The 17,064-nt window shown below is 70.5% G+C and carries 14 protein-coding genes; 8 read left to right on the plus strand and 6 right to left on the minus strand.

From position 1 onward, the window contains the following. Positions 1-13: 13 nt before the first annotated feature. The gene (locus JMO03_RS13470; protein ID WP_202844127.1) at positions 14-601 is read right to left on the minus strand and encodes a GNAT family N-acetyltransferase; all 588 of its coding nucleotides are present in this window, start codon (positions 599-601) and stop codon (positions 14-16) included. An 87-nt stretch (positions 602-688) separates the two neighbouring features. On the opposite strand from JMO03_RS13470, the gene pyk reads away from it, so the two are divergent. From pyk to JMO03_RS13505, 7 genes are all read left to right on the plus strand, one after another. Beyond that, positions 689-2,155, plus strand: coding sequence for a pyruvate kinase (pyk, locus tag JMO03_RS13475; RefSeq protein WP_202844128.1), 1,467 nt, complete (start codon positions 689-691; stop codon positions 2,153-2,155). Positions 2,156-2,266: 111 nt separating this feature from the next. Next, positions 2,267-3,277 (plus strand): class I fructose-bisphosphate aldolase, encoded by a 1,011-nt coding sequence (locus tag JMO03_RS13480; RefSeq protein WP_202844130.1) that lies wholly within the window; start codon positions 2,267-2,269, stop codon positions 3,275-3,277. Positions 3,278-3,520: 243 nt separating this feature from the next. Then, a complete protein-coding gene (locus JMO03_RS13485; protein ID WP_202844138.1) occupies positions 3,521-4,651 on the plus strand; it encodes an efflux RND transporter periplasmic adaptor subunit in 1,131 nt (376 codons plus the stop codon). A 6-nt stretch (positions 4,652-4,657) separates the two neighbouring features. Beyond that, complete coding sequence (locus tag JMO03_RS13490; protein ID WP_202844140.1) at positions 4,658-7,792, plus strand: efflux RND transporter permease subunit; 3,135 nt, start codon at positions 4,658-4,660, stop codon at positions 7,790-7,792. 94 nt (positions 7,793-7,886) lie between these two features. Next, on the plus strand, positions 7,887-8,438 hold the full coding sequence (locus tag JMO03_RS13495; RefSeq protein ID WP_202844142.1) for a GNAT family N-acetyltransferase: 552 nt from the start codon (positions 7,887-7,889) through the stop codon (positions 8,436-8,438). A 208-nt stretch (positions 8,439-8,646) separates the two neighbouring features. Beyond that, positions 8,647-10,080: an amino acid carrier protein gene (locus JMO03_RS13500; RefSeq protein WP_202844144.1), complete on the plus strand. Its 1,434-nt coding sequence runs from the start codon at positions 8,647-8,649 to the stop codon at positions 10,078-10,080. A 1-nt stretch (position 10,081) separates the two neighbouring features. Beyond that, entirely contained in the window at positions 10,082-10,948 is an 867-nt protein-coding gene (locus JMO03_RS13505; RefSeq protein WP_202844146.1) for a TrmH family RNA methyltransferase, read from the plus strand. Between the two features lie 56 nt (positions 10,949-11,004). Here JMO03_RS13505 and JMO03_RS13510 read toward each other — a convergent pair whose 3' ends face one another. The 5 genes from JMO03_RS13510 to JMO03_RS13530 form a co-directional block, all read right to left on the minus strand. Continuing rightward, on the minus strand, positions 11,005-12,999 hold the full coding sequence (locus JMO03_RS13510; protein WP_202844148.1) for a glycoside hydrolase family 97 protein: 1,995 nt from the start codon (positions 12,997-12,999) through the stop codon (positions 11,005-11,007). Positions 13,000-13,521: 522 nt separating this feature from the next. After that, positions 13,522-14,925, minus strand: a complete 1,404-nt coding sequence (locus JMO03_RS13515) for a M28 family peptidase (RefSeq protein WP_202844150.1) — start codon at positions 14,923-14,925, stop codon at positions 13,522-13,524. Positions 14,926-14,999: 74 nt separating this feature from the next. After that, the gene (mscL, locus tag JMO03_RS13520; protein ID WP_202844152.1) at positions 15,000-15,410 is read right to left on the minus strand and encodes a large-conductance mechanosensitive channel protein MscL; all 411 of its coding nucleotides are present in this window, start codon (positions 15,408-15,410) and stop codon (positions 15,000-15,002) included. Positions 15,411-15,456: 46 nt separating this feature from the next. Further along, positions 15,457-16,176, minus strand: a complete 720-nt coding sequence (locus tag JMO03_RS13525) for a fumarylacetoacetate hydrolase family protein (protein WP_202844154.1) — start codon at positions 16,174-16,176, stop codon at positions 15,457-15,459. Between the two features lie 4 nt (positions 16,177-16,180). Then, entirely contained in the window at positions 16,181-16,477 is a 297-nt protein-coding gene (locus JMO03_RS13530; protein WP_202844155.1) for a hypothetical protein, read from the minus strand. A 107-nt stretch (positions 16,478-16,584) separates the two neighbouring features. Between JMO03_RS13530 and JMO03_RS13535 the strand changes: the two genes are divergently transcribed. After that, positions 16,585-16,938: a Rieske (2Fe-2S) protein gene (locus JMO03_RS13535; RefSeq protein ID WP_202844517.1), complete on the plus strand. Its 354-nt coding sequence runs from the start codon at positions 16,585-16,587 to the stop codon at positions 16,936-16,938. The last annotated feature ends 126 nt before the right edge of the window (positions 16,939-17,064 follow it).

The following is a 17,064-nucleotide window of genomic DNA, read 5'->3' on the forward strand; positions in this document are numbered from 1 at the left end:
GTTGCGGTCGGCATCAACGCGGACGATCGCGCCAGTCCTGCACGAGCAGGCCGTGGAGCTCGGAGTCGGTAGGCTCGTCGCCGACGAAGAAGCGCTCGCGCAGCACGCCCTCGGGGCGGAAACCCAGCCGCCCCAGCAGGTTTCGCGAAGCCTCGTTGCGCGGGTCGATGTCGGCCTCGATGCGGTGCAGGGCGAGGTCGCGGAAGCCCCAGTCGAGCGCGAGGGCGACGGCCTCGGACGCCAGCCCGCGACCCCACAGTTCGGAACGCAGCGCGTACCCGATCTCCGCGCGCCGGTGGCGGGCGTCGAAGCGGAACAGGGTGCAACTGCCGATCACGCGCCCGTCGCGGGGGTCGGCGATCAGCCAGTTCAGCATCTCGCGGCGGTCGAACGCGTCGAGCATCTCTTCGATCTTGCCCTGCGCCTGCTCAAGTGCCTGCATCGGCGCACTGCTCCAGTAGCGCATCACCGCGGCATCGGAAAACAAGGCGAATACGTCATCCGCGTCCTCCGGGCGCGGGCCGCGCAGGCGCACGCGCGGTCCCGACAGCGTGGGAAACGCCGGGAGGGCGGCGAGGCGGGTGTTGATGTCCACGGACATGTGCGATATCGCCATCTGGCTGGGCTAGGATAGCGGGCTTGCGCAGCGGCGACGCCGCGAATCCTTACGTCTGCAACGAGTCCCTTCATGTCCGAGCATCGCCGCCGCACCCGCATCCTCGCCACCCTCGGTCCGGCAACCGATCCCCCGGGCGTGCTCGAGGCCATCATGCGCGCGGGGGTGGACGTGGTGCGGCTGAACTTCTCCCATGGCGATCCTTCGAGCCAGATCGCGCGTGCCCAGGCCGTGCGAGAGGCCGCGGCGCGGGTCGGGATGGAGGTCGGCATCCTCGCCGACCTGCCGGGGCCGAAGATCCGGGTCGAGCGCTTCGCAGAGGGCAAGGTCGCGCTCAAGACCGGCGACCGGTTCGACCTGGTGGCCAGCGAGGACGCGCCTCCGGGCACGCAGCACGAAGTGGGCGTGAGCTACCTGGGCTTGCCCGGCGACCTGTCGCCCGGCGACGTGCTGATGCTCGACGACGGCATGGTCCAGCTCAAGGTCGAGCGCATCGAGGGCCCGCGCATCGTCAATACCGTGCTCAACGACAGCGTCCTGTCCGACCGCAAGGGGCTGAACAAGCTCGGTGGCGGCCTGTCGCTGGGCGCGCTCACCGAGCGCGACCGCGAGCTGATCGGGGTCGCCGCGCAGATCGGCGTCGATTTCATCGCGGTGTCGTTCTGCCGCAACGCGGCCGACATGGAGGAGGCGCGCTCGATCGCGCGCTCCCACGGCTGCGATGCGGCGCTGGTGTCGAAGGTCGAGCGCGCCGAGGCGATCGAGAACCTCGCCGAGGTCATCGATGCCAGCGACGTGGTGATGGTGGCGCGCGGCGACCTGGGCGTGGAGATCGGCGACGCCGAGTTGCCCGGCCTGCAGAAGAAGATCATCCGCGAGTCGCTGGCGCGCAACAAGGTGGTGATCACCGCGACCCAGATGCTGCAGTCGATGGTCGAATCGCCGATCCCGACCCGTGCCGAGGTGCTGGACGTGGCCAACGCGGTGATCGACGGTACCGACGCGGTGATGCTCTCGGCCGAGACCGCGGCCGGGAACTTCCCGGTGCGTGCGGTGGAGGCGATGGCGCGGATCTGCATCGGCGCCGAACGCCAGTTCGCGCACGACACCGATTTCGAGAAGGCGCAGCGCAACCTCGAACGCGCCGACCACGCGATCGCGATGGCGGCGATGTTCCTCAGCGAACACATCGGCGTCGGCGCGATCGTGGCGATGACCGAATCCGGCGGCACCGCGCGTTACCTGTCGCGGTTCCGTTCGGGCGCGCCGATCTACGCGTTCTCGCGCCACGGCGGCGCGCGCCGGCGCATGGCGCTGATGCGCGACGTGTTTCCGATCGACTACGACAGTCGCGGCCAGACTCCGCGCGAGGCCGCGCGCGGCAGCGTCCGCCTGCTGGTCGAGGCCGACCTGCTGGAAGCGGGCGATCGCGTGGTGTTCACCAGCGGCGAACACATGGAGATGCACGGCGCGACCAATACGCTGCGGCTGCTGCAGATCGGCGAAGACGGCCGAGCCGAGGGCCTGGGCGAGTTGTAGCGGCGCGGCGCGAGTGCTGCCGCGCCGGGCGGGTTCCGCCCGAGGCCGCGCGGCGGCCGCAGCGGCGGCAGCCGCTATAATCCCGCATCTTTCCAGCGGGGCCGAGACCACATGAGCATCGAAACCCTCGCCGAAACCGCCCGGGCGATGGTCGCCGCGGGCAAGGGCATCCTGGCGATCGACGAGTCGACCAGTACGCTCGCCAGGCGCTTCGAAGGCGTCGGCGTCCCCAACAACGAAGCCAATCGTCGCGCCTATCGCGAACTGTTGCTGAGCACGCCGCGGCTGGGCCAGTACATCAGCGGCGCGATCCTGTACGACGAGACGATCCGCCAGTCGACCCGCGACGGCGTGCCGTTCACCCGGGTCATGGCCGACAACGGCATCCTGCCGGGGATCAAGGTCGACAAGGGCACCCAGCCGCTGGCCGGTTGCCCCGGCGAGGTGGTGACGGAGGGCCTCGACGGCCTGCGCCCGCGCCTGGAGGAGTACTACAAGCTGGGCGCGCGTTTCGCCAAGTGGCGCGCGGTGATCCGCATCGGCGACGACATCCCGTCGGGCACCTGCATCGAGGCCAACAGCCACGCGCTGGCGCGTTACGCCGCGCTGTGCCAGGAACAGGGCCTGGTGCCGATGGTCGAGCCGGAGGTGCTGATGGACGGCGATCACGACATCGAGACCAGCTACGAGGTGCACGAGGTGGTGCTGCGCTCGCTGTTCGACGCCCTGTACCAGCACAGCGTCGCGCTGGAAGGCACGATCCTCAAGGCTTCGATGGTGCTGCCGGGCAAGGACAGCGGCGAGGACGCCACCATCGAGGAAGTCGCCGAGGCGACCCTGATGTGCCTGAAGTCGACCGTGCCGGCGATCCTGCCGGGCATCGTGTTCCTGTCCGGCGGGCAGGACGATCAGGCCGCCACCGCGCACCTGGACGCGATGAACCGGATGGGTCCGCATCCCTGGCCGCTGTCGTTCTCCTACGGCCGCGCGATGCAGTCGGCGGCGCTCAAGATCTGGTCGCAGGACCTGGCCGGCAATGTCGGCAAGGCGCAGGACACGGTATTCGCCCGCGCACGGGACAACGGCCTGGCGGCGCAGGGGCAATGGGGCGAAGCGGCCTGACCCGATCCGGGAGTGTTCGCCCCGTCTTCACGCGGCGCCGTTGCGGTGGTCGTCCGGTGGCTGCGGACACACCGAACGTCGATCCAGCGCGTCGCCGCGTCGCGTTCGCCGGTGCAGGCTCCGTAACGCGCGTCGACGGTATCGGTTGACGCGATCGCGCTCGATCGAGGCCCCGCCTAATGGCAGGGGTCCGGGTTCACGCCGGCCCGATAGAATCGAACGGTTTCCCCACCCGCGTCGACGATGCCTGCCCACCTCCGCACCCTGTCGCCCCAGATCCTGCTCCTCGCCGGCGTCTGCCTCCTGCTCGGTGCGTGCGGCAGGGACGCCACGTCCGCCGGCCCGGGGATTGCGGTGCCGGCCGCCGTGGTGACCACGACGCGGGTCGCGCTGGAGCCGTGGAACGACACGATCTCCGCGCTCGGCACCGCGACCGCGCGCGAATCGGTCACGATCACCGCCAAGGTCAGCGAGACCGTCGAACGCGTGCATTTCGACAGTGGCGACGAGGTGGCCGCGGGCGCGACCCTGATCACGCTGTCGGGCAACCAGCAGTTGGCCGCGCTGCAGGCCGCCGAGGCCGAGGCCAAGGAAGCCGAACAGCAGTTCCGCCGGGGCAGTGAGCTGGTACAGCAGCAGCTGATCGCGCGTTCGCAGCTCGATACCCAGCGAGCGACCCGCGACGCGACGCTCGCACGCGTCGCGCAGATGCGCGCGGATATCGGCGACCGCAGCATCCGCGCACCCTTCGCGGGCGTGCTGGGCATCCGCCAGGTGAGCCCGGGCGCGCTGGTCACGCCGGGCACGGTGGTGGCCACGCTCGACGACATCTCGCGCGTCCACGTCGACTTCCCGGTCCCGGAGGTGCACATCGCGCACCTTGCCCAGGGGCAGTCGCTCACGGGCACCAGCGTCGCGTACCCCGACCGCTCGTTCGAGGGCGAGGTGTCGAGCGTCGACACCCGCGTCGACCCCGGCACGCGCGCGGTGCTGGTCCGCGGCGATTTCCCCAACCCCGAGCGCCGCCTGCGCCCGGGCATGCTGCTGCAGGTGCGACTCGCCAAGCCCGGGCGGGAGGCGCTGGTGCTGCCCGAACTGGCGGTGGTGCAGGTGGGTCGCGACACGTTCGTCTGGCGGGTGAAGGACGACGACACGGTGGAGCGCGCCACGATCACCGTCGGCGAGCGCCGCGCCGGGAGCGTCGAGGTGCTGGAGGGCGTCGCCGCGGGCGACCGGATCGTCGTCGAGGGTACCGGCAAGCTGCGTCCGGGAGTGGCGGTGAGCGAAGCGCCGGCGCCCGAGCCGGGGCCGCAGACGGCGCAGCCGCCGGGCCAGGCGCAGCGACAGCCGGCGGCGGGCGTCCGGGAAGGCTGACCGGCCATGATGCTCTCCGACATCTCCATCAAGCGGCCGGTCTTCGCGATCGTCATGAGTCTGCTGCTCGTGGTGCTGGGCCTGATGTCGTTCATGCGCCTGACCCTGCGCGAGCTGCCCAACATCGACCCGCCGATCGTCTCGGTCGAGGTGACCTATCCCGGCGCGTCCGCGGCCGTGGTCGAGACCCGGGTGACGCAGATCCTCGAGGACGCGCTGTCGGGCATCGAGGGCATCAATACGATCCAGTCGCAGAGCCGCAACGGCCGCGCCGACGTCACCATCGAGTTCAACCTCACCCGCGACATCGAGGCCGCCGCCAACGACGTGCGCGACCGCATCAGCCGGGTCATGGACCGGATGCCGGACGAGGCGGATCCGCCCGAGATCTCCAAGGTCGAGGCCGACGCCGAAGTCATCGTGTGGCTCAACATGCGCTCCACGGTGATGGACACGATGGAGCTGACCGACTACGCCGACCGCTACATCGTCGACCGGCTGTCGGCGCTCGACGGGGTGGCGCGCGTGCAGCTCGGCGGCGGCCAGCGCTACGCGATGCGGATCTGGCTGGACCGCGACGCGATGGCCGCGCGCGGGATCACCGCGTCCGACGTCGAGAATGCGCTGCGCAGCGAGAACGTCGAACTGCCAGCGGGCCGGATCGAGTCGGAGACGCGCGACTTCACCCTCCGGGTCGAGCGCGGCTACCGCGAACCGGCGCAGTTCGCGCAGGTCCCGCTGCGCAAGGGCGACGACGGCTACGTGGTCCGGCTCGGCGACGTCGCCCAGGTCGAGCTGGGGCCGGAGGAGCGCCGCGCCTACCTGCGCAGCAACGGCGTGCCGAACGTCGGCCTGGGCATCGTGCGCACCTCGACCGCGAACGCGCTCGATGTGGCCCGCGCCGCGCGTGCCGAGGCCGAGGTGATCCAGCAGACCCTGCCGGCGGGCACCGAGATCTTCATCGCCTACGACGGCACCACCTTCATCGACGCCTCGATCAAGCGCGTGTACTGGACGCTGTTCGAGGCCATGGCCCTGGTCTTCCTGGTGATCTGGCTGTTCCTGGGCAGCCTGCGCGCCGCATTGATTCCCGCGGTCACGGTGCCGGTGTGCCTGATCGCGGCATTCATCGCCCTGTACGCGTTCGGCTACTCGATCAACCTGCTCACCCTGCTGGCGCTGGTGCTGTGCATCGGCCTGGTGGTGGACGACGCGATCATCGTGCTGGAGAACGCGCAGCGCCGGGTCGACCTCGGCGAGCCCTCCCTGGTCGCGGCACGGCGCGGCACGGCGCAGGTCGCGTTCGCGGTGATCGCGACCACCGCGGTGCTGGTGTCGGTGTTCCTCCCGATCGGTTTCATGGAAGGCAACACCGGCCGCCTGTTCCGCGAACTGTCGGTGGCGCTGGCCGGCGCGGTGGCGTTGTCGGCCTTCATCGCGCTCACGCTCACGCCGATGATGTGTTCCAAGCTGCTGCGCCCGCATGGCAAGGTCACCGGCTTCAACGCGTGGATGAACCGGCAGCTCGGGCGCGTGAGCGCCGGTTACGGCCGACGGGTGTCGCGGCTGGTCGCGTTGCCGGCCGGCCGTCTGCTGCTGGTGGTGCTGTCGGTGATGGCGCTGTGCGCCGCGCTGGCGGCGCTGCTGTTCCTGCGGGTGCCGAGCGAGCTGGCGCCGGCCGAGGATCGCGGCCGCTTCTTCGTGATGGTGGACGGCCCGGAGGGCGCCGGTTTCGATTACACGGTCTCGCAGATGCAGCAGGTCGAGCGGATCGTCCTCGGCCAGGTGGGCGAGGGCAAGCCGATCGAGCGCGCCAACTCGCGCGTGCCGCGCGGCTGGGGCGGCAGCGAGGAGATGCACACCGGCCAGGTCATCGTGTTCCTGGAAGACTGGGGAATCCGCAAGGAAACCACCGACGAGGTGGTGGCCGACCTGCGTGCCCGGTTCGCGGCATTGCCCGGCGTGCAGGCGCGCGCCAACGTGCCGGGCGGCCTGGTCGGCAGTCGCGGACAGCGCTACCAGCTGGTGCTCGGCGGACCGGACTACGCGGAGCTGGCGCAGTGGCGCGACCGCGTGCTCGCCCGCATGGAGGACAACGACGGGATCCAGGATCCCGATTCGGACTACAAGGAAACGCGGCCGCAGATGCGCGTGGAGATCGATCGCGCGCGCGCGGCGGACCTCGGGGTCTCGGTCACCGAGATCGGGCGCACGCTGGAGACGATGATGGGCTCGCGCCGCGTCACCACCTACGTCGACAACGGCGAGGAGTACGAGGTGGTGCTGCAGGCGGGCCGCGAGACCCGGATGACGCCCGCCGACCTGGCCGACACCTATGTGCGCGGCCGCGACGATTCCATGATCCCGTTGTCGAACCTGGTCACGCTCGGCGAGATCGCCGAACCGGGCAGCTTCAACCGGTTCAACCGCCTGCGTGCGATCACCATCAGCGCCGGCCTCGCCCCGGGCTACAGCATGGGCGAGGCGATCGACTGGACCCGGCAGGTGGTCGAGGAGGAACTGCCGGACTACGCGCAGATCGACTGGCGGGGCGAGTCGCGCGAGTACCAGAGTGCCGGCGGTGCGGTGCTGCTGACCTTCGCCATGGCGCTGCTGATCGTCTACCTCGTGCTCGCCGCGCAGTTCGAGAGCTTCCTCCACCCGCTGGTGATCATGCTCACCGTGCCGCTGGCGGTGCTCGGCGCGCTGATCGGGCTGTGGATGACCGGCGGCACGCTCAACCTGTTCAGCCAGATCGGCATCGTGATGCTGGTGGGACTGGCGGCGAAGAACGGCATCCTGATCGTCGAGTTCGCCAACCAGTTGCGCGACGAGGGCCAGAGCGTGCGCGAGGCGATCGCCGAATCCTCCGCGGTGCGGTTGCGGCCGATCCTGATGACCTCGGCGGCGACGATCATGGGCGCGGTGCCGCTGGTGGTGGCCGGCGGACCGGGCTCGGCCAGCCGGGCCACGATCGGCGTGGTGATCATCTTCGGCGTGGCCTTCGCCACCCTGCTGTCGCTGTTCGTGGTACCGGCGTTCTACGCCCTGCTGGCGCCGTTCACCCGCTCGCCCGACGCGCTGGCGAAGAAGCTGGAGAAGATGGAAGAAGAAGTCGCGCCGGTGAGCGGGCACGCCTGAGGCGGCCGACAGCGAGCGCGTTCCGGCGACGGGCGGGAGCGACGCGCATCCGCGCGACGTGTAACCTGCCGCCGGCATTTCTTTCGGCACTGCGATGCATCCGCCTGGCACGATCCTCACCGTCGACACCGGCATCCGCCTGCGCGCCTGGCGCGCGGACGACCTCGACGCGCTGCTGCGCCACGCGAACGACGCCCAGGTCTCGCGCGGTACCAGCGACCGTTTCCCGTTTCCCTACACCCGCGCCGATGGCGAGGCGTTCCTCGCGGGCCGGGTCGTGGACCTGTCCGATCCGGTGTTCGCGATCGAGATCGACGGGCAGGCCTGCGGCGGCATCGGCGCGCGCCGGCTCGCCGGCGAGCGCGACGTCGGTGCGGAGCTGGGCTACTGGCTGGGTCGCGCGCACTGGGGCCGGGGGCATATGACGCGGGTGGTGTCGACGTTCGCGCCGTGGATCATCGAGGCGCTCGGTCTGCTGCGTCTGCAGGCGACCGTGCTCGACTTCAACACCGCCTCGGCGCGCGTGCTGCTGCGCAACGGCTTCGTCGAGGAAGGCGTGCTGCGCAGCGCGGTGCGCAAGCGCGGAACGGTGCACGATCTGCGCCTGTTCGCGCGGGTGGTCCTGCCACCCCCGGGGCAGCGCTGAGGCCACGGAACGCGAGGCGAGTGCATGCCGGGGGCCCGGTCCGTGCGCCCGCTAGGCCGTCGCCGGCGCATCCTGGCGGCGATTCCGGTCCCCGCCACCCGCGTTGCCCGGCGAGCGCTTCGCGTTTGCGGGCCGATGGGTCAGAATCGGCCGGTCCGCCAGCCGCGCGCCGGCTGCCGACCTCCCATCCGAAGCAAGGGGAACGTGCGTGGAACAGATCGTCAACACCCTCAACAGCTGGATCTGGAGTCCTCCGCTGATCTGGCTGTGCCTGGGCGCCGGCCTCTACTTCTCGATCCGCACGCGCTTCCTGCAGGTACGCGGCGTGCGCGAGATGATCCGGCTGATGCTCTCGGGCGAGAAGTCCGCGGCCGGCGTCTCGCCGTTCCAGGCGCTGGCGCTGTCGCTGTCCGGGCGCGTGGGCATCGGCAACATCGCCGGCGTGGCGACTGCGATCTACTTCGGCGGTCCGGGTGCGGTGTTCTGGATGTGGGTGGTCGCCTTCCTCGGCGCGTCGACCGCCTACGTCGAATCGACGCTCGGCCAGATCTACAAGGAGACCGACGACAAGGGGCAGTATCGCGGCGGCCCTGCGTACTACATCGAGAAGGCGATGGGCCAGCGCTGGTACGCCTGGCTGTTCGCGCTGGTGACGGTGGTGGCCACCGGCTTCCTGCTGCCGGGCGTGCAGGCCAACGGCATCGCCGCCAGCATGTTCAACGCCTGGGGCATCCCGCCGACCGCGACCGCGACGCTGCTGGTGGTCGCGCTGGGCTTCATCATCTTCGGCGGCGTCAAGCGCATCGCCGCGTTCGCGCAGGTGGTGGTGCCGTTCATGGCGCTGGCCTACATGCTGGTCGCGCTGGTGATCATGTTCCTCAACTACGCACAGATCCCGGAGATGTTCCTGCTGGTGTTCCGCAGCGCGTTCGGGATGGAAGCCGCGTTCGGCGCGGTGCTCGGCCTGGCGATCGAGTGGGGCGTGAAGCGCGGCATCTATTCCAACGAGGCGGGGCAGGGCACCGGTCCGCATGCCGCGGCGGCGGCCGAGGTCTCGCACCCGGCCAAGCAGGGCTACGTGCAGGCGTTCTCGGTGTACGTGGACACGCTGCTGGTGTGCAGCGCGACCGCGTTCATGATCCTGTCGACGGGCATGTACAACGTCAACAGCCCCGAGGGCGGCATGCTGTACGAGGCGCTGCCGGGCATCGAGGTCGGGCCCGGCTTCGCGCAGAACGCGGTCGAAGGGATCCTGCCAGGATACGGCGCGGCCTTCGTGGCGCTCGCGCTGCTGTTCTTCGCATTCACCACGATCCTCGCCTACTACTACATGGCCGAGACCAACGTCGCCTACATCAACCGCAGGGTGCACCGGCCGTGGATGACGTTCGTGCTGCGCGTGGCGATCCTCGCGGCGGTGACCTTCGGCGCGGTACGCAGCGCGGAGATGGCGTGGACGCTGGGCGACATCGGTGTCGGGCTGATGGCCTGGCTCAACATCATCGCGATCCTGATCCTGCAGAAGCCGGCATTGGCCGCGCTGCGCGACTACGAGCGGCAGAAGGGCGAAGGGCTCGATCCGACCTTCGACCCCGAGGCGCTCGGCATCCGCAACGCCGATTTCTGGCGCAAGCGCGACTGACATGGCGGGCAGGCGCACGCCGCCGTCGCCGGGGCGCGACAGCCCCTGGGGCGCACGCGCGCCAGCCGCGGTCGGCCCGGCGCGTGACGACCGGGTCCCGGTCCGCGACAAACCCGGGGAGCTGCGCCTGTACGGGCTGAACGCGGTGCGTGCGGTGTTCGCGCGCCGGCCGCAGGCGATCCGCAAGCTCTACCTCGCGCAAGACCGCATCGCGCAGCTGCAGCCGCTGCTGAAGTGGTGCGTGGCGCAGCGCGTCGGCTACCGCGTGGTCGACGATGTCGACGAGCTGCGGCGGCTGGCGGCGAGCACGCATCACGAGGGGGTGGTCGCGGACGTGCTGCGCGAGGCGCCGCGCACGCTCGACGACTGGCTGGCCGCGCTGCCGGCGGGCCCTTGCTGCGCGCTGTGGCTCGACGGGGTCGGCAACCCGCACAACCTGGGCGCGATCCTGCGTGCGTCCGCGCATTTCGGCGTCTCGGGCTTGCTGCTGGCGGAGCGCTCGCCGCTTGCGCTCTCGGGCGCCGCCGCGCGCGTGGCCGAAGGAGGCGCGGAAGCGGTGGCCATGGTGCGCCTGGCCGACGATGCCGATGCGATCGCGCGCCTGCGCGGTGCGGGCTTCATCCTCGCCGCGACCGTGGTGCGCGACGGTGTCGACGTGTTCGCCGCGCCGTTGCCGCAGCGGCTGGTCTACGTGCTCGGCGCCGAGGGGGAGGGCATGGACGCGTCGCTGGCGGCCGCCTGCGACCTGCGCGTGTCGATTCCCGGCACCGGTGCGGTGGAAAGCCTCAATGTCGCCGCCGCGACGGCGGTGCTGCTGGCGCAGTGGGCGCGTGCCCGGGCCGTCGGTCGCGACACGGAGGGCCGCTGACCTGGCGGCTGCACGGCGAGCGCGCAGCCGTCCGGGCCCCGGTCGGGCGACGGCGCTCAACGCGCCGGCGAAAGCCTGATCGCCGCGCCACCGCCGGACGACAGCTGCAGCGACATCCGCCGTTCGCCCGCGACCAGCGTCCGCACCTCGCGGCGCACGTCGGTGGGCGCAGCGCCGTCCCGCCACAGCGTGGCGTCGTAGCGGCCGTCGCCGAGGAACGACAGGTCGACCTCGAGCGTGCGCGGCGATTCGTTGGTCATCGCGCCCACGTACCAGTCCTCGCCCAGGCGTCGTGCGACCGCGATGTGTTCGCCGATGGCGCCCGACAGCACGCGCGTCTCGTCCCAGCTGGTGGGCACCAGGGTGAGGAAATCCGCGCCCGGCGCGTCGACGTACACGTCCGGGCTGTCGGCCACCATCTGCAGCGGGCTCTCGTAGACCACGAACATCGCCAGCTGGTGCGTGCGCGTGCTCATCACCTGCGGACGCACGAACGACACCTCGAATTTGTCCGGCGTGGTGTTGCGGAAGCCGCCGGGCGTGTAGTCGATCGGCCCGACCAGCATCCGCGTGAACGGCACGGTGACGTTGTGCGTCGGCGTGATCCGGCGGCTCCACTTGTTGTACTCGGCGCCGAGCACGCCCTCCTGGGTGAGAAAGTGCGGCCAGGTGCGATTGAGTCCGGTGGGCCGATAGGCGCCATGCAGGTTGAGCATCAGCCGGTGCTCGGCGGCGCTGCGCATCATGCGGTGGAAGAACGCGACCATCTCCTGGTCGTTGCGGTCCATGTAGTCGACCTTGACGCCCTTCACGCCCCACTTGCGGTACAGCGCGAACAGCTCGTCCATGCGTGCGTCGAGCGCCTTGAAGTGCACCCACAGCCAGATGTCGACGCCGCGCTCGCGCGCATGCGCCAGCAGCGCGGGCATGTCGATCTCCGGGATGGTGCGGCCCGCATCGGCGGACGGATCCCACAGGTCGCCGCCGCTGCTGCCGGGATACCAGCCGGCGTCGATGAGCATGTACTCGAGCCGCATGTCCGCGGCGTGGTCGATGTAGCGGCGCATGGTCGCGGTGTTCATGCCCGCTTCGGGCACGTCCGGCGCCACGCTGCCCGACCACCAGTCCCAGGCGCTCTTGCCGGGCCTGATCCAGGAGGTGTCCGCGATCGGCGTGGGCGCATTGAGCGTGGAGATCAGGTTCGATTCGACCAGCGCGCCCGGCGTGTCGCCGAGCATCACCACCCGCCACGGCGTGAGGTGACCGCCGGCCGCCACGTCGCCGCGCGGGATGCGCACCGCGATCTCCGGCGTGTCGTGGCGTGGCGACAGGCGCGTGTCGAGTCCGAGGCGGCCATCGCCGCGACCGCCGAGATAGAACGCGGCGTAGCGGTCGAGATCGGCCTCGGCGATCGCGAAGGTCGTCTGTCCGTGGCCGGTCTCGCAGACCAGCGGCAGGTCGATCAGGTGCATCGGGCGGATCTTCGAGGCCTGGATCGGATCGAACTCGCCCTCGTGCGCCGTGTTGAAGCGCCCGACGTTGAACGACCAGCAGCGGTAGTCGCGGGGGAACAGGTAGCCGGTGAGGTCCTGCCGCACCACCAGGTCGCCCTGCGCCGGCAGTGGCAGCCTGTAGCGGAACGCGATGCCGTCGTCGTAGGCGCGCAGCACCAGGCCCAGCGTGCGTCCCTGCGCGTCGGCCAGGTCCACTTCGAGCTGGGCGTGGTGATCGCGGCCCTCGTGCGCCTTGCCGGCGACGAAGCGATAGGCCGAATCGTGCTCGCTGCGACGGCTGTCGACGATGCGCAGGCCGCGGTCGAGCCGATCGTCCATGCCGAACTGCACACCGAGCGGCGAGGGCAACAGTATCCGCTCGCCGCGCCAGGACACCGCCAAGTGCGGCTGTGCCTGCGCATCGAGCGTCAGCGTGGCCGATGCGCTGCCGCCAGGCGACTGCAACTGCAACTGCAGCGGTACGTCGGGTGCCGCGTGCGCGAGTCCGGCGACGCACAGCATCGACAGCAGGATCGGCAGGACATGACGGCTGCGCATCGGCGGACTCCTCTCCCTCGGCAGGCCCGGAGCGTAATGCCCCGGCCGCACCGTGTGTGGAATAGGTCGAGTACGAAATCGCATAGCGTGGCGGCGTGCAGACGGGCGTGTTTGCACGCCGACCGCCCGGTGCGTTACCAGACGCAGCGTAGGAGCGGCTTCAGCCGCGACTCCCCAGCGCAGCCACGACCCCAGCGCAGACGCAGAGGCGACGCCCGCCGCGACGCGTGCGGGACGCGAGCCGCCCGGCACGCCTCCCATCCTCGAAACCTCGGGCAACGAACGCGAGAAGCCGGTAGCCCTGCACGTCGCCGGCCGCAGCGGCGGATCCACGCTGCCTTGCGGACCGCAGCGGCAGCACCGAATTCCCCTGCGCGCCGTGGACGTGAGCGCCGATCCGGAGGCGTTCGTCCGCGTGCGTATCGCGCCTGAAGGCGCTCCTACGGGCATGATGAGGATGCGGCGACGGATGATCCATGCAGGAACGGCGTCGGCCGCGACCCCACCGCCACGCGATTGCGCTCAGGGTGTGGCGACCTGCTTCGGCGCGCTGCCGAAATCGCCCTGCGCTTCGGCGGCCAGGTAGGCGAACACCGCATAAGCGGCCACGTTCTGCGCCAGCGCCTGCGGATCGATCTTGTCCAGGGTGTCGTCGGCATTGTGGTGCAGATCGAAGTAGGTCGATCCGTCCTGCCCGAGCCATGCCCAGGCGCCACCGACCGCGGCCAGCGGCGTGATATCGGGTCCGGGGCCGCCCTTGCCGGGCATGTGTTCGATGCCGAGCGGCGTCAGCGCCTGGGCGAAACGCCGGGTGGCGGCGTCCGCGTGCGCGGGCGCGCTGGTGCTGAAGCCGTAGATGCGCCCCGCACCGAAGTCGCTTTCGGCGGCGATCACGTGGTTCGTTACATCGTCGGCATGCCGGCGCGCATACTCGCGCCCGCCGAGCAGGCCCTGTTCCTCGTTCGCGAACGCGATCACCCGGATCGAGCGCCTGGGCCGCTGCGGGAGTTGCCCGATCAGGCGGCCGGCGGCCATGGTGATGCCGACGCCGGAAGCGTCGTCGATCGCGCCGGTGCCCAGGTCCCACGAATCCAGGTGAGCGCCGATCACCACCACCTGCTCCGGCGCCTCGCGCCCGGTGATCTCGCCGATCACGTTGTGCGAGGTGTACTCGGCACCGGTCCAGCCACAGTCGAGCGCCAGGCGCACGCGCACCGGGCCGCGTGCAAGCAGCCGCGCCAGCTGGTCTGCATCGGGCAGCGACAGCGCCGCCGACGGGATCGGCGTGAGCCCTTCGTCGAAACGGGTGATGCCGGTGTTCGCCACGCGATGCGGGCTGGTGCCGATCGACCGCATCAGGTAGCCGATCGCGCCCTTGCGGATCGCCTCCGACGGCCCGCGGCTGCGCACCGCGCCGGCCTTGCCGTAACCGCTGCCGTCGCGCGTACGCTGCATGTCGAAGTCGACGAACGCGATCCTGCCCGCGAGCGATCCTGCCGGCGCGGCCTGCAACGCCTCCATGCTCTCGAAGCGCACGATCTGCGCTTCCACCGTGCCACCGGGGCTGCCGCCGAGCGCGGTGACCACCACCGGCTGCGCGTTTTCTCCGAGCACGGCGGCGTGTTCGCTACGCCGCTCCCATGTGGGAAAGCGCACCGGCTCGATCCAGACCCGGTCGAAGCCGAGTTCGCGGAACTTCGCCTGCGCCCAGGCCACCGCGCGCGCATCGGCCTCGCTGCCGGCCAGTCGCGGGCCGACCTCGGTGGTCAGCGATTCGACGATCTTCCAGCCGGTGTCGTCGGCGAGCGCGCGCTCTCGCAATGCTTCGGCGGTCGCGAGCGCCGCATCGGGCACCTGCGTCGGTTCCGCGGCGGCGGCGAGGACGGGCAACAGGCAGGCGGGCAGCAGCAGCTTGGCCAGGCGCATGGGCGGCTTTCCGGAAACGAAGAAGCCGCCAGCCTACAGGCCGGCGGCTTCGCGTGGATGTGCGGGAAGTCGCGTCAGCGCCTGAGCGAATCGCGGATCTCGCGCAACAGCAGCACTTCCTCGCTGGGCGCGGCGGGCGCGGGTGGCGCTTCGGGTTTGCGATGGAAGCGGTTGATCGCCTTGATCACCATGAAGATGGCGAAGGCGATGATGACGAACTGGATGATGGTGTTGACGAATGCGCCGTAGCCGAGCACGACCGCGGGGACTTCCTCGCCGGCCGCGTCGACAGTCGCCGCGCGCAGCGTCCAGCCCATGTCGGCGAAGTCCACGCCGCCCAGCAGCAGCCCGATCGGCGGCATGATCACGTGATCGACCAGCGAGGTGACGATCTTGCCGAACGCGCCGCCGATCACCACGCCCACGGCGAGGTCGATCACGTTGCCGCGCATCGCGAATTCCCGGAACTCGTTGATCATGCCCATCGGCGTCTCCTGTCTCGGGGGAACGGCCGCCGCGCGGCCCGGGCCACTATGCCGCCGGTGCGCGCACCTGGCAACGCAGTTCCAGCAGGTCGTCGAGCCGCGCCACGCATTCGTCGCCCGGCTGCAGCGCGGCCACGCCCGCGGGCGTGCCCATGAACACCAGGTCGCCCGCACGCAGCGCGTAGAGCTTCGACAGCTCGTGCAGGATCTCGGGCACGTCCCAGATCAGCTGGTCGAGCGTGGATTGCTGGCGGCACTCGCCGTTGACGTCGAGCGACAGCAGGCGCGGCGCGAGATCGCCCACGTCGGTCGCCGGCACCAGTTCGCTGACGGGCGCGGACTGGTCGAAACCCTTGGCGCTGTCCCAGGGCAGGCCCTTGCCCTTGGCGGCGGCCTGCAGGTCGCGGCGGGTGAGGTCGAGGCCGATGCCGTAGCCGAACACCAGCGCGGCCGCGCCGTCCACCGGTAATTCGCCGGGCGGTGCGTCGCGGCCGAGCGCCACGACCAGTTCCACTTCGTGGTGCAGGTCGCGCGTGGCCGGCGGGTAGTCGACTTCGCCATCGACGACGATCGCGTCCGCCGGCTTGTGGAAGAACACCGGGGTGCCGCGCTCGGCCTTCGAGGCGGGGGCGGCGGCGCCCATCTCGCGCGCGTGGTCGGCGAAGTTGCGACCCACGCAGTAGACGCGGCGCACCGGGAACGTGCCGCCGCCGCGCACCGGGACGCGCGGGACCGGCGCCGCTTCAACGACGTCGTGCGCCTGCATGCGATCAGCGCAGCGCGGGCTGGCCCGGCTTGGAGACGATCCGGTATTCGGCGTCGAGCACGTCCGCAGATTGCACGGAACCAGGCTTGCGTCCACGCAACGCGGCCCGCAGCAGCCCGAACGACACCATCGCGGCGCCGACGAACAAGCCCACCACCAGCAACAACGCGAGGATCGCGATGCCGACCAGCCCCAGCGCCACGCGCAGCAGCGGATTGCGCGGCTTGCGGGGCGTGAACAGTCCGCGCAGCGCCGAGGCGTCGTAGCGGGCGTGGAGGGTGCGGAAGAAGACGGAGGACATCGGCGGGGATGAGACAATGCGGGGCGACCAGTATCGTCCGCAGCCTTCACCAAGTTGTAACAAGTTCGTTAAACCCGGGACATGAACCCGTGACATCCGCCAGTGAAATGAACAACGGCGACGCGCCTGTCCGCCTGATCGCGCTCGACGCCATTCCCGACGGCGGCTTCGCCGAGGTCGAGGCGGCGATCGACGGCGATGCGGAGTCGCTGCTGCTGTACCGCGAGGGCGTGCAGGTGAGGGCCTGGCTCAACATCTGCCCGCATGCCGGCCGCCGCCTCGACTGGTCGCCCGGACAGTTCCTCAAGACCAAGAACGGCCTGCTGGTCTGCGCCGCGCACGGCGCGAGTTTCGAACTCGTCCGCGGAGAATGCGTCGCGGGCCCGTGCCGGGGCGAGGCGCTGCGGGCCGTGCCGGTCATGGTGAGGGATGGCGACGTGTTGGTGGATCCGTCGCCGTAGAAGCCCGGATCGTCATTTCGAGCGAAGCGAGAAATCCAGGCTCCTGATCGCTGAATTGCGCTGCTCCTCGTAAGACCAGGTCCGGACGTGCCTGTGGCCTCCAGGTATGGGGCAGTCCAGGACAGG

Source organism: Luteimonas saliphila (genome assembly GCF_016774335.1).
Taxonomy (GTDB): Bacteria; Pseudomonadota; Gammaproteobacteria; order Xanthomonadales; family Xanthomonadaceae; genus Luteimonas; species Luteimonas saliphila.

Coding starts and splice junctions, on each gene's coding strand:
- JMO03_RS13470 (WP_202844127.1), bottom strand. CDS start 601: ATGTCCGTGGACATCAACACCCGCCTCGCCGCCCTCCCGGCGTTTCCC.
- pyk (WP_202844128.1), top strand. CDS start 689: ATGTCCGAGCATCGCCGCCGCACCCGCATCCTCGCCACCCTCGGTCCG.
- JMO03_RS13480 (WP_202844130.1), top strand. CDS start 2,267: ATGAGCATCGAAACCCTCGCCGAAACCGCCCGGGCGATGGTCGCCGCG.
- JMO03_RS13485 (WP_202844138.1), top strand. CDS start 3,521: ATGCCTGCCCACCTCCGCACCCTGTCGCCCCAGATCCTGCTCCTCGCC.
- JMO03_RS13490 (WP_202844140.1), top strand. CDS start 4,658: ATGATGCTCTCCGACATCTCCATCAAGCGGCCGGTCTTCGCGATCGTC.
- JMO03_RS13495 (WP_202844142.1), top strand. CDS start 7,887: ATGCATCCGCCTGGCACGATCCTCACCGTCGACACCGGCATCCGCCTG.
- JMO03_RS13505 (WP_202844146.1), top strand. CDS start 10,082: ATGGCGGGCAGGCGCACGCCGCCGTCGCCGGGGCGCGACAGCCCCTGG.
- JMO03_RS13510 (WP_202844148.1), bottom strand. CDS start 12,999: ATGCGCAGCCGTCATGTCCTGCCGATCCTGCTGTCGATGCTGTGCGTC.
- JMO03_RS13515 (WP_202844150.1), bottom strand. CDS start 14,925: ATGCGCCTGGCCAAGCTGCTGCTGCCCGCCTGCCTGTTGCCCGTCCTC.
- mscL (WP_202844152.1), bottom strand. CDS start 15,410: ATGGGCATGATCAACGAGTTCCGGGAATTCGCGATGCGCGGCAACGTG.
- JMO03_RS13525 (WP_202844154.1), bottom strand. CDS start 16,176: ATGCAGGCGCACGACGTCGTTGAAGCGGCGCCGGTCCCGCGCGTCCCG.
- JMO03_RS13530 (WP_202844155.1), bottom strand. CDS start 16,477: ATGTCCTCCGTCTTCTTCCGCACCCTCCACGCCCGCTACGACGCCTCG.
- JMO03_RS13535 (WP_202844517.1), top strand. CDS start 16,585: ATGAACAACGGCGACGCGCCTGTCCGCCTGATCGCGCTCGACGCCATT.